The organism is Sedimentitalea xiamensis, from assembly GCF_030164465.1.
Lineage (GTDB): Bacteria > Pseudomonadota > Alphaproteobacteria > Rhodobacterales > Rhodobacteraceae > Sedimentitalea > Sedimentitalea xiamensis.
Genome location: NZ_JASNJE010000015.1, coordinates 43468 through 62134 on the forward strand (window position 1 = coordinate 43468; position 18667 = coordinate 62134).

Genomic DNA, 18667 nt, shown 5'->3' on the forward strand with positions numbered 1-18667 from the left:
ACCAGAAAGAGGCCGCATATCATGGCAGATCCCGTCCTTGTCGGGCTATCCGGCGCCCTGCGCGCAGAGTCCACCAACCGGAAACTGATCCGCGAGGCGGCCCGCCTGTTCGGGCCATGCCGGTTCGTCGAACTGGACCTGCGGCTGCCGCTTTTCGATGCCGATGTCCAGGAGTCAGACGGCGTGCCCGATGCGGTACAGGCCATCGCCGACCAGATCGCCGCCGCTGATGCGGTGGTGATTTCGACGCCGGAATATAACAAGGGTCCGTCCGGCGTTCTGAAAAACGCCCTGGACTGGATCAGCCGGACAAAAGGCAACCCGTGGCAGGACAAGCCGGTCGCGGTCATGTCCGCGGCGGCGGGACGGGCCGGCGGCGAACGGGCGCAGATGGTTCTGCGCGGATTCATGGTGCCGTTTCAAACCCGTATCCTTCAGGGTCCGGAAGTCCACGTGGCCGACACGCGCAAGCAGTTCGACGAACGGGGACGGCTGACCGGCGAACTCTATATCAAGACGCTTCAGGCGCTGATGGACAAGCTGCGCAACGAAATCGACCGGTAGGCCGTCATGTGATCCGGGATTGCCCCGTGATCGCAATGAACCTACGATCCTGGGCATGAAACCCGTCCATCCCGCAACCGAAACCTGCACCGATGTCATGGACCCGGCGCGCGCCAGGGCGTTCCAGATCGCGCTTGGCCACCCTGCCGACATCGCCGAGGGCGGACCGCTGCCGCCGTTCTTTCACCAGCTCTATTTCTGGACGCCGCATGCGCCGGAACATCTGGGTCGGGACGGGCATCCGAAAGTCGGCGGGCTGATTCCCGATCTCGGCCTGCCGCGCCGGATGTGGGCCGGAGGGCGGATCGGATTCGCGCATCCATTGCGCGCCGGCGTCCCCGCCGAACGGCGCACCGTGGTCGAGAAGGCGGAACACAAGCATGGGCGCAGCGGACCGCTTGGCTTTGTCACCTTGCGGCACGAGATCCGGCAGGCGGGGTCGGTCTGTCTGACCGAATGGCAGGATCTCGTCTACAGGCAGGACCCCGATCCGGATGCGGCGCGTCCGACGCCGCCCGTGGCGCCCACGGATGAAACCGAAAGCCGCGAGTTGAGCTTCAGTTCGACGCTCCTGTTCCGATACTCCGCGCTGACCTTCAACGGCCACCGCATCCACTACGATCTGGACTATGCGCGCGGCGTCGAAGGTTACGAAGGGCTGGTCGTGCATGGCCCGCTGCTGGCGCAACACCTGATGCTGATGGCCGAGGAACTGGTCGGGCCGCTGGCGCAATTCGCATTCCGCGCCGAGTCGCCGCTGATGCATTTCGAAACGGCGACCCTGTGCCGGCATGGCACCGATCTCTGGGTGCGGGGGCCGGATGGGCGCGGCGTGATGACGGCCAATGCGGTGCCCCAGCTCTGACGCGGAGGGCGGAGTCATTCGCCCTCATACGATCCTGAACCGAGAGCGACCCCGTTCAGGTGAAGGCTGTAGAGCAGCAATTGCAAACGGTCCGCGACCGGCCCCAGCCCTGTCGGCCCGCGCCACAGAAGATAGGGGTCGGCGGGACGAACCCGCCGCTCGACAAGGCGGGGCTGTGTCAGGTTCGGGGGCTTTTGCGCGGACCGGTCGGAAGGCGACGGTTGCGGCCGGGTGTAAGGACGGCATCCTTCCAGCCGCCCCATCTCTTCGTTGATATTGTGGCCATTGACGGTGCAGACGGCGGTTTGCGCCGTCACCGTTCCGGCGATCGTGCAACGCACATGCCCGGCCCGCAGAAAGGTGTTGAGCAGCGCCTTCGCGTCCCGCCCCTCTGGCGTGTCCGCCGGTGGGCAGGTCACACCGTCCAGGGCGAACTGGACGCCATCGAGTTCGATCCGGTCGCCGCTGAGTGCGCTCCAGATACGGGGCCGGTTGGACTTCGCGCTGGCCGATCCGTCCGTTTCGGGGCGGGCTGCGCCCTGCGACCTTGGTTCGCCGGCGGTCGAGTCCGGTCCCGCCGCGACCGCGAATCCGGCCCAGCAGACGAAGAGACCTGCCAGAACCATCCGGACGGGCCGGGTGCATCCGGTTCGAACTGGCTCTCCCCGGATCATAGCGATGCCTCGACCCGAAAGTCTTCGGGGATCGTGTCGCGGTCGTCCAGCACAAGCTCCGCTATCACCTCGGCCACCTTGGGCGCCATTCCGAAGCCGATCTTGAAGCCGCCGTTGGCGATGAAATGGAAAGGGCGGGCCGGATGCCGGCCCAGCATCGGGGCGCGGCTCTTGCTGCGCGGCCGGACCCCGGCCCAGCGGTTGATCACCGGGGCGCCATGCAGAACCGGCATCGACGCCATCGCACGGTCGATCAGCGCATCCAGTTGCGCGTCCGTGGTCGCCGCGTCGTCAAAAGCGCGTTCGCTGGTGGACCCGATGGCGAGCGTGCCGTCGGCATGGGGGATCAAATGCAGGCCGTCGATGAACAGTTGCGGCTGCCGCGCGGCGTCAAAACGCAGCAGCGCCGCCTGCCCCTTGACGCCGGTGCCGACCGGCCGGCCCAGTTCCGCACTCAGTTCGGCAAGCCCGGCGGCCCCTGTGGCGTGGACGATCTTTCCATGATCCTCGCCCTCGGGACGGACAGGAACCCCCAGAACCGCGAGTGCCGCGACCAGCGCGGCGCAGGCCCGGCGCGGATGCATCCGGGCGCTGAGCGTGTCGCGGATGATGTAGCCCGTCGCACTGGGTGGCGCCCAGGTGCCGATTTCCTCCGCCGGCACGACAAGCCATCGGGCCTTTCCCTGCCAGAGCCTGTCGGCGGTGACGGCGCGGGCGCGCGCCAGATCCAGCGCGCGCTGGTCGCCGATCGGTTGCAGGCGTCCCGTCCGGGCATATCCGGGGCTGACGCCGCCGGTCCGTTCCACCGCGTCCCAGAACCCCTGCGCCATCAACAGGCTGTCCAGTTGGAACGCCTTCTTGTCATTCCAGTTCTCCGGCACATGCGGGGCCAATGCGCCGACCAGGCCGCCCGAGGCTCCGGCCCCCGGACCATGCGGGTCGATCACCTGCACCTTGGCGCCGCGACGGGCGCAGGCCCAGGCGATGGACAGTCCGAATATCCCCGCGCCGCGCACGGTCACGTCCACCATTGCTTATCCTTCCGCGTTACGCCATTGCTCGCGGCGATTGGCAGGTATTTTAGGATCTATTCCGATGCAGGACCAGCGGCCAGACTTGCAGTGGCGGGACGGATACATCCCGGTATCCGCCCGCTTCGGCGATCCGTATTTCAGTCTTGACGACGGGCTGGCGGAAACCCGCCATGTGTTTCTTGACGGAAACGGGCTGCCCGCGCGGTTTGCACGGGGGTTTCACATCGCGGAACTGGGGTTTGGCACCGGATTGAACATGCTGGCCGCCTGGGCGGCCTGGGAACAGTCGGGGTTCGACGAACCTCTGGATTTCACCTCTTTCGAAGCTTTTCCGATGGACCCGGAGCAGATGGCGCGGGCCTTGCAAGCGTTTCCCGGTCTCGCACCCTGGAGCAACAGGTTCCTGTCGTCCTGGACCGGACAGCGGAAATGCGACCTCGGCTCGCTCCGGCTGGAACTGGTCATGGGCGACGCCCGCGAAACCCTGCCGGACTGGGTAGGTCGGGCCGATGCGTGGTTTCTCGATGGGTTCGCGCCGGCCCGGAACCCGGAATTGTGGGGCGCGGACCTCATGCGACAGGTGGCGCTGCACACGGCTCCAGGTGGAACCGTGGCGACCTATACTGCTGCGGGGGAAGTGCGCCGGGGCCTAACGCAAGCGGGGTTTGACGTGACGCGTTGCACCGGATACGGGCGCAAGCGGCACATGACGCGAGGGGTTCTGGCGTGAGCGCGACCGAAATCAGACAGCAGAGCAACAACGTTCCCCTGGGTATCGTGTTGATGATCGCGACAACCGTGGTGTTCGCCGCCCAGGACGGGATTTCGCGGCACCTGGCGGGTGAATACAACGTGATGATGGTGGTGATGATCCGCTACTGGTTCTTCGCCGCGTTCGTTGTGGCGATCGCCGCGCGGGCCAGGGGCGGGGTCGCGGCGGCGGCGCGCACGGCGCAGCCAGGGATACAGATCATCCGGGCATTGTTGCTGGCGGCGGAAATCTGCGTGGCGGTTCTGGGGTTCACCATTCTCGGCCTTGTGGAAAGCCACGCGGTCTTTGCCTGCTATCCTCTGCTGATCGCGGCCCTGTCGGGGCCGATCCTGGGCGAGCGGGTCGGCTGGCGGCGCTGGAGCGCCATCGGAGTCGGCTTCATCGGTATCCTAATCATCCTGCAGCCGGGTTTCGGGGTCTTCGATCCCTGGGCGATCATCCCGCTGGTGTCTGCGGTAATGTTCGCGGTCTATGGTCTGCTGAACCGGTATGCCGCGCGGCGCGACAGTACGGCGACCAGTTTCTTCTGGACCGGCACGGTCGGCGCCGTCCTGATGACTGCTGTCGGCGTCTGGTTCTGGGAACCGATGGCGCCGCGCGACTGGGGCTGGATGTTGACGCTCTGTGTCACGGGCGTGTCCGGGCACTGGCTTCTGATCCGCTGCTACGAGGCGGCGGAAGCGAGTGCCGTTCAGCCATTCGCCTATTTCCAGTTGGTGTTCGCCTCGGCGATGGGAATGATGCTGTTCGGCGAAACCTTGCGAGCCAATGTCGCGATCGGTGCCGCGATCATCGTGGCGGCCGGTCTGTTCACCCTATGGCGCGAACGCACGCAGCGTTGAGCCGGTCAATTCCTGCGTGAACGGAATCGGCAGCGGGTCGAGCCCCAGCCGCGCACGGTAGATCGGCAGGCTTTCGGTCACGCGCATCACGTAGTTGCGCGTTTCGCTGAACGGGATGAATTCGATCCAGTCCACGATATCGACTGCCCCGGTTCGGGGATCTCCGTAATCCAGCATCCATTGCAGCGGGCGGCCGGGACCGGCGTTGTAACCCGCCGCCATCATCACCACGTTGCCGTTGAAGCCGCCAGCGAGCCCGGCAAGATAGCGCGCCCCGAGTTTCGCGTTGTATTGCCAGTCGCGCGTCAGATTTTCGGTGTCATGATTGCTGAGAATGCCCATCTCGGTGGCCATCGCGACCGCGGTTGCCGGCATCACCTGCATCAGGCCGCGCGCCCCGGCGCCGCTGATGACGGTCGGATCGAATTCGCTTTCCCGCCGGGCAATGGCAAGGTTCATCTCGGGCGCCATCGGCAGGGTTTCCTTGGCAAGCGGATGCAACGGGTAATAGGCGGCCGGAAGCACCATGCCCTGGCTGGCGGCCCGCTTTGCGATCATTACGGCCAGGTGCGGACGGCCGAGATCGACAGCCATGTCGCCCAGTTGCCCGGCCTGCACCGGGTCCAGTGATTCCACCAGATGGGTCAGGAACCTTTCACCGAGGTTCGGCTGGTCCGCCTCCAGCAGCAGGAGCCCCGCCTGAAGCACCGAAGAGGACATGAACGGCGCGTCCTTCCAGGGCGGCAGTTCGGGCGGGTGGGCGAGCACCGGATCGAAGGGCCGCCCGATGCGTTCCGCCGCCAGCAGACCATAGAAAGAGGTCTGGTGTTCCGCCCCCATCGCATAGGCGGCATGGGCGTTGTCGGCATCGCCCAGAGCGGCATGGGCGCGTCCCATCCAGTATCCGGCGCGCCCCTTGGAAATCGGCGTTTCCACCGCGGCGTCGAGATTCTGGAAATGCCGCAGGGCGGTGGCGGGATCGTTGAGAAAGCGCAACGCGAGGAAGCCCGACAGCCATTCCAGATCCGCGTAATCGGCCCCGTCGGTCAGGAAATGGCGCGACGCGATCTTGTAGGCGCCGGATGCGTCCCCCGCCCGCATCTGCTGGCGGGCCAGGTTGGCGCGGCGACCGGCCCATTGACGGGGTTCCCCCAGGGTCGCGGCGCTCGCGCTGCGTTCCAGCAGCAGCTCTATGGCGTCGCTGTCCCGGCCCTTGCGGTCGCGCCAGACAAAGCGGTCATGCGCCAGGCCGGGCGTGTTCTGCAAGGCGGTGGGAACGGCGGCGATACGGTTGTCGACCCCCGGTTCCATGTCTTGCAGCGACATGCGGGCCTCGGCCAGCGCCCGGTGGCTGTCATCGACGAGCGACAGCATCTGCCGCGCGCTGACCTTGTGCCCGTCCCAGAGCATCCGGTCGAGCCTCGCGTTGTGATGCGGCGCCAGAAGGCTGCGATGCTGGCTGAGGTAGTCCGCCTGGATGTTGCTGCCCATCGGCATCGTCCGCCAGGCAAGCACCAGTTCCGCCTCGCCGTCGCCGCGCTGACCATTGGCGATCAGGGCGCGGGCGTGGGTCAGGACACCTTCGGGGGATTGCGGCGGGGTCTCGTCGTAGAACGCGAGCGTCTGCTCGGCAGATAGCACGGTCATCGCGGATTCGCTCTTGCGGCGCAGCCATTCCAGCCCGGGCCAGTCGGGCCGGCGTTCCAGAAAGGCCGCGACATCGGCGGCATCGCCCAGCCCGGCCCGAAGCCTGTTCCATTCGATGATGTCGCGGGCGACGCTGTTCTGCTTGCCCGCCATGGTCAGCGCCGTGTCCCAGTCGGACTTCCGCATGGCCTCCATCGCGCGGGACAGGCGCGTGGCGTCCTCCGCCCAGGCGGCGTCCAGGAACAGCAGATTCAGACACAGAACGATCGCCAGATTGCGCAACATTGCTTGCAATTCCCAACAAACCAAGGCTAGAGGCTGAGACGATAAGCCGTGGCTGGCCGGGATCAACACACATTCTCGGGAAAGCTGCAAGATCCGCGGTCGATTGCCGCGACGGATACGAAGCAAGAAGGAGCGTGCCCATGTTCAAAGGCTCTATGCCAGCCCTCGTCACCCCGTTTCGAAACGGCGAGCTGGATCTGGAAACGCTCAAACAACTGGTCGAATGGCACATCGGCGAAGGCTCCAGCGGCCTGGTTCCCGTCGGCACCACGGGGGAAAGCCCGACCCTGACCCATGAGGAGCACGAGATCGTCGTCGCCGAGGTCGTGAAGGCCGCCGCCGGGCGGGTGCCGGTGATCGCCGGGGCCGGGTCCAACAACACGCTGGAAGCATTGCGGCTGACCCGGCACGCCCAGTCCGTCGGGGCCGATGCGGCGCTTGTGGTGACACCCTATTACAACAAGCCGACCCAGCGCGGCCTGATCGCGCATTTCACCGCGGTGCACGATGCCACCGACATTCCGATCATCATCTACAATATCCCAGGCCGGTCCGTCATCGACATGTCGCCGGAGACCATGGGCGAACTGGCGAAACTGCCGCGCATCGTTGGCGTCAAGGACGCCACGGGCGATCTGGCGCGGGTCAGTTTCCAGCGGATGACCTGCGGGCGCGACTTCGTGCAGCTGTCCGGCGAAGACGCCACCGCGCACGGGTTCAACGCGCAGGGCGGTGTCGGCTGCATATCGGTGACGGCCAATGTCGCGCCGAAACTCTGCGCGCAGATGCAGGCGGCGACCCTGGCCGGCGACTACGCGGCGGCGCTGGACCTCGCGGACAGATTGATGCCGCTGCACAAGGCGATCTTCACCGAACCGGGCCTGGTGGGCGCGAAATACGGTATGTCCAAGCTGGGTCTGTGCAGCGAAGAGGTGCGGCTGCCGCTGACGGGTCTGACCGATGCGACCCGTGCGATGATGGACGACGCAATGCGACATGCGGGGCTGATCAACTAACCCCACGCGCCTCGGGACGGGCAGATCGAATGCGCGTTCTGCGCGCGGTGCCGAGATGGTGTCCGCGCGCGGGTCAGCGTTTGCCGTAGTAGAGACCGACGACGTGTTCTGCCTCTGCGAAGAAAAGCCAGCGCGACACGGCGACGCCTGCGAGGTGCGACAGCACGGCCAGCGCCGCAAGCACGTGGCCGAAGGGCAGCAGAAGCAGGATGACGGGCAACACGGTCATCAGGGTCAGCGAGATCATCCGCAGCTTCCTCGCGTGCTTGCGACCGATCACATGGACGAATTCCCGCAGCAGGTAATTGGTGCCGGTATGGGGCGATTCGAACGCGCGTACGGTTCCGATTTCGCCCAGGCCGGTGGCGCTGGCCAGCGTGGTGCCGGATGCGTCAAAAGCCCCATCGCCGCGCAGCCAGACCGCGACCTGCACGATCCCGGCCAGGAGCAGGAGCCAGGGGGCCAGGCCGGTCTGCCCCGCCATCAGCGCGCCGCCCGAAACCGAGATCGCCAGGAACAGGAGCGGCGTCAGCACCGTGTGCCAGCGCGGGACGGTTTTGAGCTGGGTATATATCATCGAGGTCGTGAATACCGTGGCGAGACTCGCCAGTGCGCCGGCCAGTCCGACCACCGGCCACGCGGTGCCGAGGAACACCAGCCCCGCACCGTAGAGCGCCATCAGGGTCAGGGCGGCGACGGCGCACCACGCCTCGCGCGACAGCCAGCTTGTGTGCCATTGGGTAAACGCCTTGAGCGCGCGTTCGGGCCTGCCAAGATGGAAGGTGGAGGCGATGAGCCCGCCGGCCGCCAGCAGATAGGCGATGGCGAAGAAGACGAAGGCGACCCGGCCGGTGACGGCGGGAAAGCCGATGCCGAGCCAGACCAGCAGACCGAAGCCAAGCCCGGAACAGGTGGTAAAAAGGATGACGGAAGGGGCCGGATGCATCAGATCTTGTCCAGGGTTCTGTCGAGCCAGCCGAGAAAACCCCTGGAATCCTCGGCGACGGGGGCGAGCAGCGGGGCGAGTACGCCGAGCTGGGACTCCAGCTGATCCTTGGGACGGGGTGGCAGATACTTGTTGACCGGTTTCGTGCCCTGTTCGGGCATCAGGTCCATGCCGCCGCGCTCGGCGGTCAGCCGGGAGACGTGGCTGTCCGGGTCGGAGAAATCGCCGAAATGGCGCGCGCCCGCCGGGCAGGTGCGCACGCAGGCCGGAAGCCGGTCTTCCTCGGGCAGGTTCTCGTTGTAGATGCGGTCGATGCAAAGCGTGCATTTCTTCATCACGCCCGCCGCCGCGTCGAGTTCGCGCGCGCCATAGGGACAGGCCCAGGCGCAGAGGCCGCAGCCGATACAGTCGGTTTCGTTGACCAGCACGATCCCGTCCTCGACCCGCTTGTAGCTGGCGCCGGTCGGGCAGACGGTGACGCAGGGGGCGTCCTCGCAATGCAGGCAGGATTTCGGGAAATGCACCAGCTGCGCCATCGCGCTCTCGACCAGCGGCGTGACCTCGTAGGAATGCACCCGGTTCAGGAAGGTCCCGGAGGGATCGGCGCCGTAGGGCTGCTGATCGGAGAGCGGCGCGCCGTAGTTTTCGGTATTCCAGCCCTTGCAGGAGATCACGCAGGCATGGCAGCCGACGCAGGTGTCCAGATCGATCACGAGGCCCAGCTGTCTTTCGGTGCGGTCGGGGAGGCGGGTCATGATCGGGCCTTGGGCTGTGGATGGCGGCGGGCGGACCGGGGCGCTGCCCCGGATCCCGGAGTATTTCGGCAAAGATGAAGGGGCGGGCAGCTCATCGTGCGGTCTTCCAGGCCAGGGTCTCGGGGCCCGTGCCGACCGGCGAGCGCATCGGCGCGAAGGCGGGCTGGCTTTCGGCGGGGGCGGTGGTCTTTTCCAGCCGGACCTTGAGGTCGAACCAGGCCGCCTGGCCGGTGATCGGGTCGGAATTGGCCCAACGCTGGCCGTCGCCGCGTTCGGGCAGCAATTCGTGGATCAGGTGATTCAGCAGGAAGCCTCGGGTCGCCTCGGGGGCATCCGTTTCGAGCGCCCAGGCACCCTTGCGCTTGCCGATCGCGTTCCAGGTCCAGACGGTGTTGTCGTTGAGCGCGGCCATTTCCATCACTGGGACGGTGATTGCGCCATGGGGCGAGGTGACGCGCGCCCAGTCGCCATCCGTCAGTCCGTGTTCGCGCATCAGTTTCGTCGGGACATAGAGCGGGTTGTGGCCATGGATCTGGCGCAGCCAGGCGTTCTGAGTGCCCCAGCTGTGATACATCGCCATCGGGCGCTGGGTGAGCGCGTGCACGGTGAAGCCGTCATTGCCGGTCTGGTCGGTGTCCTGCCAGATTGGCAGCGGGTCCATCGCCGCCTTGATGCGGGCGCGCAGGCGGTCGGGGGGCTGGCGGTCGCCATGGCCCTCGGCGGCGAGCTGGAACCGGCGCAGAGGTTCGACATAGAGCTGGAACAGGTAGGGAGACGGGCTGTCGTAGAAGCCGGTTTCGACGGCCCAGTCCTGGTAGGCGCTGTTCCAGGGTTTGTAATAGCGGGCCGGTTCGGGAACGTGCTTGATCCAGAAGCCGCCATTGTCGATGTAGCGTTGCAGTTGGTCGGGACGGCTCTCGCCGCGTCCGCTCCCTTCGGGTGCGTCCGCGGCGTCGCCCGCCCGCCAACCCGCAAGGGGTCCGATGCCCTTGCGGCGTTCGTGGTTGACCATGTAGTCGGCATAGTCGGCATATTTCGCGCTGCCGTCCTCGTTGGTGAAGCCGGGCAGGCCGAGACGCGCGCCGAGATCGCAGAGCACCGACTGGAAGCCGCGCACGTCCCTGTCGGGGTCGGCCACGGGCCAGCGGATGGCGTCGGCGGCGGTGTCGGCTTCGCAGATCGGGCGGTCGAGCAGCGAGATGCAGTCGTGGCGTTCGAGATAGGTGGTGTCGGGCAGCACGAGGTCGGCATAGGCGACCATCTCGGACGAATAGGCGTCGGAATAGATGATCCGGGGGATCAGGTAGTCGCCGTTTTCGTCGGTATCCGTGAGCATCTTCATCACGCCGCCGGTGTTCATGGAAGAGTTCCAGGACATGTTGGCCATGTAGAGAAACAGCGTGTCGATCTTGTAGGGATCGCCCGCATGGGCGTTGGAGATCACCATGTGCATCAGGCCATGCGCGCTCATGGGATTTTCCCAGGTGAAGGCCTTGTCGATGCGTGCGGGCGTGCCATCATCTTTCAACGCAAGGTCTTCCGGTCCCTGGACAAATCCGAGATGCGGACCGTTCAGCGGCGCGCAGGGATTCATCCCGGCATGAGGCTTGGGGTGCGCGGTGGCGGGTTTCGGATAGGGCGGTTTGAAACGGAAGCCGCCGGGAACCTCGACGGTGCCAAGCAGGATTTGCAGAACATGCAGCGCGCGGCAGGTCTGAAAGCCATTTGCGTGTGCGGAGATTCCGCGCATGGCGTGGAAGCTGACCGGGCGACCTTTCATCGTGGCGTGTCTTTCGCCGCGGAAGTCGGTCCATTCCTGTTGGATTTCGACGGCTTCGTCGAAGGCGATGCGCGCGATCTCGGCGGCGACGGCCCGGATTTTCGTGGCCGGGATCCCGCAGCGCTCTGCCACGGCGTCGGCGGAAAACTGCGGGTCGAGGTAGGTTTCCGCCATTCTGTGCATCACGGTCCGGCAGGTTTGTCCGTTCAGTACGAAACTCCCCGACAGGTCCGGGCATATGCCGGGAGCGTCGAAGGGCGCGAGATCGCCGGTCGCCGTATCGATCACCAGTTCCTTGCCGGCCTCGTCGCGCAGCAGCAGCCCGTGCCGGTCGCTGCCCGGTGCTTCGATCACGAGACAGGGCGCGTTGGTGTAGCGGGCCAGGTAGTCCAGATCGATCTTGCCGGCCTTCATCAGCTCGTGCACCAGCGCGAGGATGAACAGCCCGTCGGTGCCCGGCGTGATGCCGACCCAGTCGTCGGCAACCGCATTGTAGCCGGTGCGGATCGGGTTCACGCCGATGATGCGCGCGCCGCGCGCCTTGATCTTGCCGATCCCCATCTTGATCGGGTTGCTGTCGTGGTCCTCGGCGACGCCGAACAGCAGGAAGAGCTTCGTGTGGTCCCAGTCCGGCTGGCCGAATTCCCAGAAGGCGCCGCCCATCGTGTAGATGCCCGCAGCCGCCATGTTGACAGAGCAGAAACCGCCATGGGCGGCATAGTTGGGCGTGCCGAAATTCTGCGCCCAGAAACTGGTGAAACTCTGCGACTGGTCGCGCCCGGTGAAGAACGCCAGCTTTTCCGGGTTTGTCTTTCGGATCGGGGCGAGCCAGCCGGTCGCGATCTGAAGCGCCTCGTCCCAGGTGATTTCCTCGAACTCGCCGGAACCGCGCGGGCCGACCCGCTTCAGCGGCGCACGCAGGCGCGACGGCGCGTTGTGCTGCATGATGCCGGCCGACCCCTTGGCGCAGAGCACGCCCTTGTTGACCGGATGATCGCGGTTGCCCTCGATATAGGCGACTTTACCGTCCTTCATGTGCACGTTGATGCCGCAGCGGCAGGCGCACATGTAGCAGGTCGTCTTTCGCACCTCGTCGGAGACGGGCGGCGACAGGTCCAGCTGTGGTTGGCGATGGGCCATCGCTGTGTCTCCCTTTTGTCAGACGCTCGACGAATTCGATGCCGCGGGCAACCCTTTTCTGGGTTTGCGGCGTCAGGCGGAATGCTGTTCCGGAATTGTGCCGGATCTCGGAATGATCTCCCTCATTGCGCGAGAACGAGCCGCAGGAGACCGGACGCGGCCAGGCCGATCAGCAGGAACAGGCAGGCGGGGCGATACCAGCGCTCCCAGCGCGGGGTGAACAGCGCCTGGCCGACAAAGACGCCCGCCAGCGTCGGCAGGATCAGCGCCAGCCCACGCGTCGCGGCCTGCGCCGTCATGGTGCCGATCAGCAGATGGACGACCAGTCCGATCACGCCGCCACCGAGCAGGTAGATGTTGAGCGTGCCGCGCATCCGCCGTGCCGGGATGTCGCGGGCCAGCGCATATAGCGCGATCAGCATGCCGCCCACGCCGGCGATTCCGGTGATGAACCCGGCCGACAGCCCGGTCGCGACGGTGCCGGGCCGCGTCGCCAGCACCGGCAGGCGCAGGCGCGACACCTGCATCAGCGCCAGAACGATCAGCACCGCCAGCGCCGCCGTTTTCGACAGGGTTGGATCGAGCGACAGGGACACCGACAGCCCAATCGGCAGACCGATGCCGGCGGACAGGATGAGTATCAGCGCGGCGGGACGGTCCGCGTCTGCCCAGCCGCCCTTCATCAGAATCAGGGAGGCGGACATTTCCAGGAACCAGAACGCCGGGATCAACTGGATCGGCGGAATGAAGGCCGCCAGCATCGCCATGGCGAGCGCGGACAGACCGAAACCGGCGAACCCGCGCACCGCGCCAGCCAGGAAACAGGCCAGTATCGCAAGGACCGTCAGCCCCGGCGGCAGGGCGAGCAGGTGGCTCAACGCCGGTCCGGATCGACATAGGCGCGGGGCTCCGGTCCGTTGTAAAGCGTCAGCGGGCGGATCAGGATGTTGCCGCGCTGCTGTTCGATACACTGGATGATCCAGCCCGGCATCCGCCCGATGGCGAAGATCGGCACGTAGAGATCCATCGGAATGCCGTGCAGCTGGTAGATCACGCCGGAATAGAAATCGACGTTCACGTTGAGTCCGTGACGCGCATAGGGCTGCATCGCCTCGACCACGGCCTGCAGGATTTCATACCACTCCGGCGCGCCCATTTCCTCGCCCAGTTGGCGCACGCCTTCGCGCATGTGGCGCGCGCGTGGGTCTTCCTTGCGGTAGACGCGATGGCCGAAGCCGGTGACGGCTTCCTTGGCGGCGCGCTTTGCCTTGACATAGGCGGCGGCGTTCTCGGGCTCGCCGATCTCGGCGACCATCTTCATCACATCTTCCGCGGCGCCGCCGTGGGCGGGGCCTGCGAGGGTGGACAGCGCGGTGACGATGGCGCCGTGCAGGTTCGCTTCGGTTCCGATGGTGACGCGGGCGGCGAAGCTGGAGGCATTGCTGCCGTGTTCCGCATGCAGGATGAAATCGACATCGGCCAGGCGGGCGGCCTCGGCGCTGGGTTTTTCGCCTTTCAGCATCCAGAGCCAGTTGGCGGCGTGGGACAGGTCCGGGTCGGCAGGCACCGGGTCGCGCCCGTTCCTGATCGCGTCATGGGCGGCGATGATCATCGGCACCTGGCTGGTGAGGCGGATGCCGTTGGCGACAAAGGCGTCTTCGCCGACCTGCTGGCTTTCGGGTTCCAGTGCCGCGAGCGCCGATACGGCGGTGCGCAGCACGTCCATCGGATGCCCGTCCTTGCAGGCGCGGATGATGTCGTGGACTTGCGGCGGCAGGGTGCGGGCGGCCTTCAGCCGTGCGTCGAAACCCGCCAGTTCGCCGGCGGAGGGCAATTCGCCGAAGATCAGCAGATAGCTGACCTCTTCAAACGTCGATTTGGTGGCGAGATCGTGGATCGAATAGCCGCGATAGCTGAGTGTGCCGGCGGCGCCGTCGATGTCGCTGACGCCGGAGCGTTCGAAATAGACACCCTTGAGGCCACGGTTGATCTTGACGGGTTCGCTCATTAGACGCTCCTTCGGTGATCCTGCGGGGAGGTGGAAATGCCGGTTCTGGATGATGTGCTTGCCAGGGCGCGCGCACGGGGCGCGCGGGTGGTGTTTCCCGAGATGTCGGAGCCGCGCGTGGCCGAAGCGGCGCGGCGGCTAGAGTCGGAGGGGCTTTGCGCGCCGGTGACGCTGGGGGCCGTGACGGACGCCCATGTGGCGGCCCTGGTCGCGGCGCGGGGCCTGAAGGAGTCGCTTGCCCGGCGGTTGCTTGCCAAGCCGCTGTATCGGGCGGCCGCGATGGTGGCCGCGGGCGAGGCCGACGCGATGGTGGCGGGGGCGGACAGTCCGACGCGGCGGGTGATCGAGGCGGCAAGCATCGCGATCGGACTGACCGAAGGCGTTTCCGCGCCGTCGTCCTTCTTCCTGATGGTGTTTCCGGACGGGCGCGAATTCCTGTTCGCCGATTGCGCGGTGAACGTGGACCCGGATGCGGACGCCCTGGCGGGTATCGCGCGGGCCTCTGCCGTTTCGGGCGCGGCGCTGCTCGGCGCGGCGCGGGTGGCGCTACTGTCGTTTTCCACCGGCACTTCGGGCGCGGGCGACAGCGTGGACAAGGTGCGCGCGGCGGCGGAGGCAACCGGCTTTCTGGGGCCGGTGCAGTCGGATGCGGCGCTGAACGCGGCCATCGCGGCGAAGAAGGGACTCGGGAACGGGGACGCCAACGTGCTGGTCTTTCCCTCTCTGGATGCGGGCAACATCGCATACAAGCTGTGCCAGGAACTCGCCGGGGCACAGGCCATCGGGCCGATGTTGCAGGGGTTCGCGCGCCCGGTCTGCGACCTGAGCCGGGGCGCGACGGTCGCCGACATCGTCGCCTCGACGGCGGTGGCTGCGGCACTGGCCTGACCGTTGCGGGCCAGGCCGGTGCCATCGGGTGTTGCGGCGGCGTTGGTCACACCGTCTGCGGGCGCATGTCGTCGGCGCTGATCCCCGCGACGGACACAGGTTTCTTCATCGCGTCGCGGCGGAAGGGTTCGCCCAGTTCCTGGTTGATCATCGCTTCGATCAGCGTGGTGGTGCGGTTTTCCATCTGGTCGGTGATCGCCTGGGTCAGCGCGGCGGTCAGTTCGTCCATGCTGCGCGTGACGACGCCCTTGAGGCCGCAGGCCTTGGCGATGCCCGCATAGCTGACGTCGGTGTCCAGTTCGGTGCCGACGAAATTGTCGTCGAACCATAGGGTCGAATTGCGTTTCTCCGCGCCCCACTGGTAGTTGCGGAAGACGATCATGGTGATCGGCGGCCATTCCGCGCGGCCGATGGCGGTCAGTTCGTTCACCGCGATGCCGAAGGCGCCGTCACCGGCGAATCCGACCACCGGAACGTCGGGTTGGCCGATCTTGGCGCCGATGATGGCGGGCAGGCCATAGCCGCAGGGCCCGAAGAGACCGGGCGCGAGATACTTCCGGCCATCCTCGAAGGTGGGATAGGCATTGCCGATGGCGCAGTTGTTGCCGATGTCGGAACTGATGATCGCCTCGCGCGGCAGGGCGGACTGGATCGCGCGCCAGGCCATACGGGGACTCATCCAGTCGGGTTTGTCGGCACGGGCGCGCTGGTTCCAGGTTGTGCCGGGATCGTCGTCCTCGTGATCCATCGACGAAAGTTGCTGCGCCCACCGTGACTTGGTCTGCGCGATGCGGGACTTGCGGTCGGCGCGGCCTTCGTCCCCGGCGCTGTCCGAAAGCTGCGCGAGGATGCCCTCGGCCACCTTTTTCGCGTCACCGACGATGCCGACCGTGGCCTTCTTGGTCAGCCCGATCCGGTCGGGGTTGATGTCGACCTGGATGATTTTTGCGTTCTGCGGCCAGTAGTCCATGCCATAGCCCGGCAGCGTCGAGAACGGGTTGAGCCGGGTGCCGAGGCAGAGCACCACGTCGGCGTCCTTGATGAGCTCCATCGCCGCCTTGGACCCGTTGTAGCCGAGCGGTCCGGCGAACAGCGGATGGCTTCCCGGGAACGCGTCATTGTGCTGATAGCCGACGCAGACCGGCGCATCCAGCCGTTCGGCCAGCGCCATCGACGCGCCGATGCCCTTGGACAGGACCACGCCCGCACCGTTCAGGATCACCGGGTTTTTCGCACCCGACAACAGGTCCGCCGCCGCCCTGACCGACTTCTCGCCGCCGGGGGAGGCTTCGAATTCGATCGGATCGGGAATTTCGATATCCACGACCTGGGTCCAGAAATCGCGCGGGATGTTGATCTGTGCGGGGCCCGACAGGCGTTTCGCCTTGGAAATCACGCGGGTCAGAACCTCGGCGACGCGGGAGGGATCGCGCACCTCTTCCTGGTAGGCGACCATGTCCTCGAACAGTTTCATCTGTTCGACTTCCTGGAAACCACCCTGGCCGATGGTCTTGTTGGCGGCTTGCGGCGTCACCAGCAAGAGCGGCGTATGGTTCCAGTAGGCGGTTTTCACGGCGGTGACGAAATTGGTGATGCCGGGGCCGTTCTGGGCGATCATCATGCTCATCTTGCCGGTGGCGCGGGTGTATCCGTCGCTCATCATCCCGGCGCTGCCTTCGTGGGCGCAGTCCCAGAACATGATACCGGCCAGCGGAAACAGATCGGAAATCGGCATCATGGCCGAGCCGATGATGCCGAACGCATGTTCGATCCCATGCCTTTGCAGTGTTTTCACAAAGGCTTCTTCGGTGGTCATCTTCATTGCGATCTCTCCCCTGAAACGCCGAAAACCGGCTTGCCGCGCCGGTGTGTCGCCGATGGTTTTAGGTGGCGTGCCGCCAGCCCGTTAGGTCCAGACGGGCTGCCCGGTTAGGTCCAGATTCGCCTGTGAACCCGCCTGCCTAGATGTCGGGCCGGGCGGGTCACAGGCGTTGGGCGATCCTGGCGATGCCCGGTGCGATGCGTGCCGCCGGGATCGAGGAATAGCCGAGCCGGTAGAACTGTGTCGGGCGATCCGGTCCGGAGAAGAACGGCGTGCCCGGTTCGATCAGGACGCCGTCGCGCGCCAGGTCCATGGCCAGCGCCGTGCTGTCGGTGCCGTCGGGCGCGCGCATCCACAGAGAAGACCCGCCGTAGACGCCGCTCCCGGCGATGGTCAGGCCATGTTCCGAAATGGCGGTTTCGATGATCTTGCGGCGTTCGTGCAGCGACCGCGACATGCGCCGGATCTGGGCGTCGTAATGGCCGAGCGACAGGAAATAGGCGGCGGCGCGCTGGATATGGCCCGGCGGATGGCGCAGCACGCTGGCGCGCAGGGCGCGGGCCTGCCGGATGAACGGTTCGGAGCCGACCATGTATCCCAGACGCAGCCCCGGACAGAGCGACTTGGAAAAGCTGCCGACGTAGATCACCCGCCCGTCCCGATCCAGCGACTTCAGCGCCGGAGAGGGCGCGGCGAGGAAGGAGAGTTCGAACTCGTAATCGTCCTCGACGATCAGCGCGTCGAGGTCGCTGGCGCGGGCCAGCAGGGCGCGGCGGCGGGCCAGCGGCATGGTCGCCGTGGTCGGCGACTGGTGGCTGGGCGTGGAGAACACGACGTCCGTGTCCGGCGGCAGGGATTCGGGTGGCAACCCGTCGGCATCCACCCGGATCGGCGCGAGGCGGCAGCCCGATTGCACCAGCACGTCGCGCAGCGCATGGTAGCAGGGGTCTTCGACGGCGGCGGTGCGGGTGTCATCCAGCAGCACCTGCGCCGCCAGCCATAGGGCGTTCTGCGCCCCCATGGTGATGAGGATTTCCTCGGGGCGGGCGGCGATGCCGCGCCGGGGCAGGGTGTGACGGGCGATGAATTCGACCAGCAGCGGGTCGTCCTGATCGTAATAGTCGGCGGTCAGGGAGGAAAAATCCTTCTGCCCCAGCGCCCGCAACGCGCAAAGCCGCCAGTTTGCATGGTCAAACAGGGTCGGATCGGCCTGCCCATAGATGAAGGGATAACGGAAACTGCTCCAGTTGCGCGGTTTCTGTGGCGTGTCGCCGCCGGTGAAACGGTGGCTGATGGCCCGCGCCCAGTCCACCCTGTCCAGCGGTCGGTCGGGGGGCGTGTAGGTGGGCGGCACCGGGGCGTTTTCGGACACGTAGTAGCCGGAGCGTCCGCGCGAAGTCAGGTAATCGTTGGCCAAAAGTTCCGTATAGGCCAGCGTCACGGTGATGCGGCTGACGCCCAGATGACCGGCCAGCTTGCGCGAGGAGGGCAGTTTCTCGCCCCTGTGGAAGCGGCCCGACAGGATGCCTTCGGCGATCATCTGCTGGATCTGGGCCTGAAGCGTGCCCTGGGCGTCGGGGTTCAGAAAGAAGGTGTCGACGGAAATGGCCATGGCGCAGGATAGTCTGG

General features: G+C 66.2%; 16 protein-coding genes. 6 read left to right on the top strand and 10 right to left on the bottom strand.

What is annotated here, in order from left to right:
• The first annotated feature begins 21 nt into the window (after positions 1-21).
• Positions 22-564: an NADPH-dependent FMN reductase gene (locus tag QO034_RS13040; RefSeq protein ID WP_284485980.1), complete on the top strand. Its 543-nt coding sequence runs from the start codon at positions 22-24 to the stop codon at positions 562-564.
• A 55-nt stretch (positions 565-619) separates the two neighbouring features.
• Positions 620-1429, top strand: coding sequence for an acyl dehydratase (locus QO034_RS13045; protein ID WP_284485981.1), 810 nt, complete (start codon positions 620-622; stop codon positions 1427-1429).
• 14 nt (positions 1430-1443) lie between these two features.
• Here the strand turns inward: QO034_RS13045 and QO034_RS13050 are convergent, their stop codons facing one another.
• Together QO034_RS13050 and QO034_RS13055 are read right to left on the bottom strand one after the other, a co-directional pair.
• Positions 1444-2055 (bottom strand): hypothetical protein, encoded by a 612-nt coding sequence (locus QO034_RS13050; protein ID WP_284485982.1) that lies wholly within the window; start codon positions 2053-2055, stop codon positions 1444-1446.
• A gap of 44 nt (positions 2056-2099) precedes the next feature.
• On the bottom strand, positions 2100-3134 hold the full coding sequence (locus tag QO034_RS13055; RefSeq protein WP_284485983.1) for an NAD(P)/FAD-dependent oxidoreductase: 1035 nt from the start codon (positions 3132-3134) through the stop codon (positions 2100-2102).
• Positions 3135-3198: 64 nt separating this feature from the next.
• On the opposite strand from QO034_RS13055, the gene mnmD reads away from it, so the two are divergent.
• Together mnmD and QO034_RS13065 are read left to right on the top strand one after the other, a co-directional pair.
• The gene (gene mnmD / locus QO034_RS13060) at positions 3199-3867 is read left to right on the top strand and encodes a tRNA (5-methylaminomethyl-2-thiouridine)(34)-methyltransferase MnmD (RefSeq protein WP_284485984.1); all 669 of its coding nucleotides are present in this window, start codon (positions 3199-3201) and stop codon (positions 3865-3867) included.
• Positions 3864-4751: a DMT family transporter gene (locus QO034_RS13065; RefSeq protein ID WP_284485985.1), complete on the top strand. Its 888-nt coding sequence runs from the start codon at positions 3864-3866 to the stop codon at positions 4749-4751. Before mnmD ends, QO034_RS13065 begins: the two co-directional genes overlap by 4 nt.
• On the opposite strand, the gene QO034_RS13070 is transcribed toward QO034_RS13065, so the two are convergent.
• Positions 4725-6683 (bottom strand): lytic transglycosylase domain-containing protein, encoded by a 1959-nt coding sequence (locus QO034_RS13070; RefSeq protein WP_284485986.1) that lies wholly within the window; start codon positions 6681-6683, stop codon positions 4725-4727. The genes QO034_RS13065 and QO034_RS13070 overlap by 27 nt on opposite strands.
• Positions 6684-6823: 140 nt before the next feature.
• Here QO034_RS13070 and dapA point away from each other — a divergent pair, with 140 nt between their 5' ends.
• A complete protein-coding gene (gene dapA / locus QO034_RS13075; RefSeq protein WP_284485987.1) occupies positions 6824-7699 on the top strand; it encodes a 4-hydroxy-tetrahydrodipicolinate synthase in 876 nt (291 codons plus the stop codon).
• A 73-nt stretch (positions 7700-7772) separates the two neighbouring features.
• Here dapA and QO034_RS13080 read toward each other — a convergent pair whose 3' ends face one another.
• The 5 genes from QO034_RS13080 to QO034_RS13100 form a co-directional block, all read right to left on the bottom strand.
• Positions 7773-8645 (bottom strand): dimethyl sulfoxide reductase anchor subunit family protein, encoded by an 873-nt coding sequence (locus QO034_RS13080; RefSeq protein WP_284485988.1) that lies wholly within the window; start codon positions 8643-8645, stop codon positions 7773-7775.
• On the bottom strand, positions 8645-9400 hold the full coding sequence (locus tag QO034_RS13085) for a 4Fe-4S dicluster domain-containing protein (protein ID WP_284485989.1): 756 nt from the start codon (positions 9398-9400) through the stop codon (positions 8645-8647). The genes QO034_RS13080 and QO034_RS13085 overlap by 1 nt, the downstream gene beginning before the upstream one ends.
• Positions 9401-9491: 91 nt before the next feature.
• A complete protein-coding gene (locus QO034_RS13090; RefSeq protein WP_284485990.1) occupies positions 9492-12320 on the bottom strand; it encodes a molybdopterin oxidoreductase family protein in 2829 nt (942 codons plus the stop codon).
• Between the two features lie 122 nt (positions 12321-12442).
• Positions 12443-13198 (bottom strand): sulfite exporter TauE/SafE family protein, encoded by a 756-nt coding sequence (locus QO034_RS13095; RefSeq protein WP_284485991.1) that lies wholly within the window; start codon positions 13196-13198, stop codon positions 12443-12445.
• Positions 13195-14328 carry a citrate synthase gene (locus QO034_RS13100; protein ID WP_284485992.1) on the bottom strand — a complete coding sequence of 378 codons (1134 nt, stop codon included), beginning with the start codon at positions 14326-14328 and terminating at the stop codon, positions 13195-13197. The genes QO034_RS13095 and QO034_RS13100 overlap by 4 nt, the downstream gene beginning before the upstream one ends.
• Positions 14329-14364: 36 nt before the next feature.
• Here QO034_RS13100 and QO034_RS13105 point away from each other — a divergent pair, with 36 nt between their 5' ends.
• Entirely contained in the window at positions 14365-15216 is an 852-nt protein-coding gene (locus tag QO034_RS13105; RefSeq protein ID WP_284485993.1) for a phosphate acyltransferase, read from the top strand.
• Positions 15217-15262: 46 nt separating this feature from the next.
• Here QO034_RS13105 and xsc read toward each other — a convergent pair whose 3' ends face one another.
• On the bottom strand, positions 15263-17038 hold the full coding sequence (xsc, locus tag QO034_RS13110; RefSeq protein ID WP_284485994.1) for a sulfoacetaldehyde acetyltransferase: 1776 nt from the start codon (positions 17036-17038) through the stop codon (positions 15263-15265).
• 160 nt (positions 17039-17198) lie between these two features.
• Positions 17199-18650, bottom strand: a complete 1452-nt coding sequence (pdxR, locus tag QO034_RS13115) for a MocR-like pyridoxine biosynthesis transcription factor PdxR (RefSeq protein ID WP_284485995.1) — start codon at positions 18648-18650, stop codon at positions 17199-17201.
• Positions 18651-18667: the final 17 nt, after the last annotated feature.

Excerpts from the sequence above, each read along its gene's own strand:
- QO034_RS13040 (WP_284485980.1), top strand. The coding sequence starts at position 22 with ATGGCAGATCCCGTCCTTGTCGGGCTATCCGGCGCCCTGCGCGCAGAG.
- QO034_RS13045 (WP_284485981.1), top strand. The coding sequence starts at position 620 with ATGAAACCCGTCCATCCCGCAACCGAAACCTGCACCGATGTCATGGAC.
- QO034_RS13050 (WP_284485982.1), bottom strand. The coding sequence starts at position 2,055 with ATGGTTCTGGCAGGTCTCTTCGTCTGCTGGGCCGGATTCGCGGTCGCG.
- QO034_RS13055 (WP_284485983.1), bottom strand. The coding sequence starts at position 3,134 with ATGGTGGACGTGACCGTGCGCGGCGCGGGGATATTCGGACTGTCCATC.
- mnmD (WP_284485984.1), top strand. The coding sequence starts at position 3,199 with ATGCAGGACCAGCGGCCAGACTTGCAGTGGCGGGACGGATACATCCCG.
- QO034_RS13070 (WP_284485986.1), bottom strand. The coding sequence starts at position 6,683 with ATGTTGCGCAATCTGGCGATCGTTCTGTGTCTGAATCTGCTGTTCCTG.
- dapA (WP_284485987.1), top strand. The coding sequence starts at position 6,824 with ATGTTCAAAGGCTCTATGCCAGCCCTCGTCACCCCGTTTCGAAACGGC.
- QO034_RS13080 (WP_284485988.1), bottom strand. The coding sequence starts at position 8,645 with ATGCATCCGGCCCCTTCCGTCATCCTTTTTACCACCTGTTCCGGGCTT.
- QO034_RS13085 (WP_284485989.1), bottom strand. The coding sequence starts at position 9,400 with ATGACCCGCCTCCCCGACCGCACCGAAAGACAGCTGGGCCTCGTGATC.
- QO034_RS13090 (WP_284485990.1), bottom strand. The coding sequence starts at position 12,320 with ATGGCCCATCGCCAACCACAGCTGGACCTGTCGCCGCCCGTCTCCGAC.
- QO034_RS13100 (WP_284485992.1), bottom strand. The coding sequence starts at position 14,328 with ATGAGCGAACCCGTCAAGATCAACCGTGGCCTCAAGGGTGTCTATTTC.
- QO034_RS13105 (WP_284485993.1), top strand. The coding sequence starts at position 14,365 with ATGCCGGTTCTGGATGATGTGCTTGCCAGGGCGCGCGCACGGGGCGCG.
- xsc (WP_284485994.1), bottom strand. The coding sequence starts at position 17,038 with ATGAAGATGACCACCGAAGAAGCCTTTGTGAAAACACTGCAAAGGCAT.
- pdxR (WP_284485995.1), bottom strand. The coding sequence starts at position 18,650 with ATGGCCATTTCCGTCGACACCTTCTTTCTGAACCCCGACGCCCAGGGC.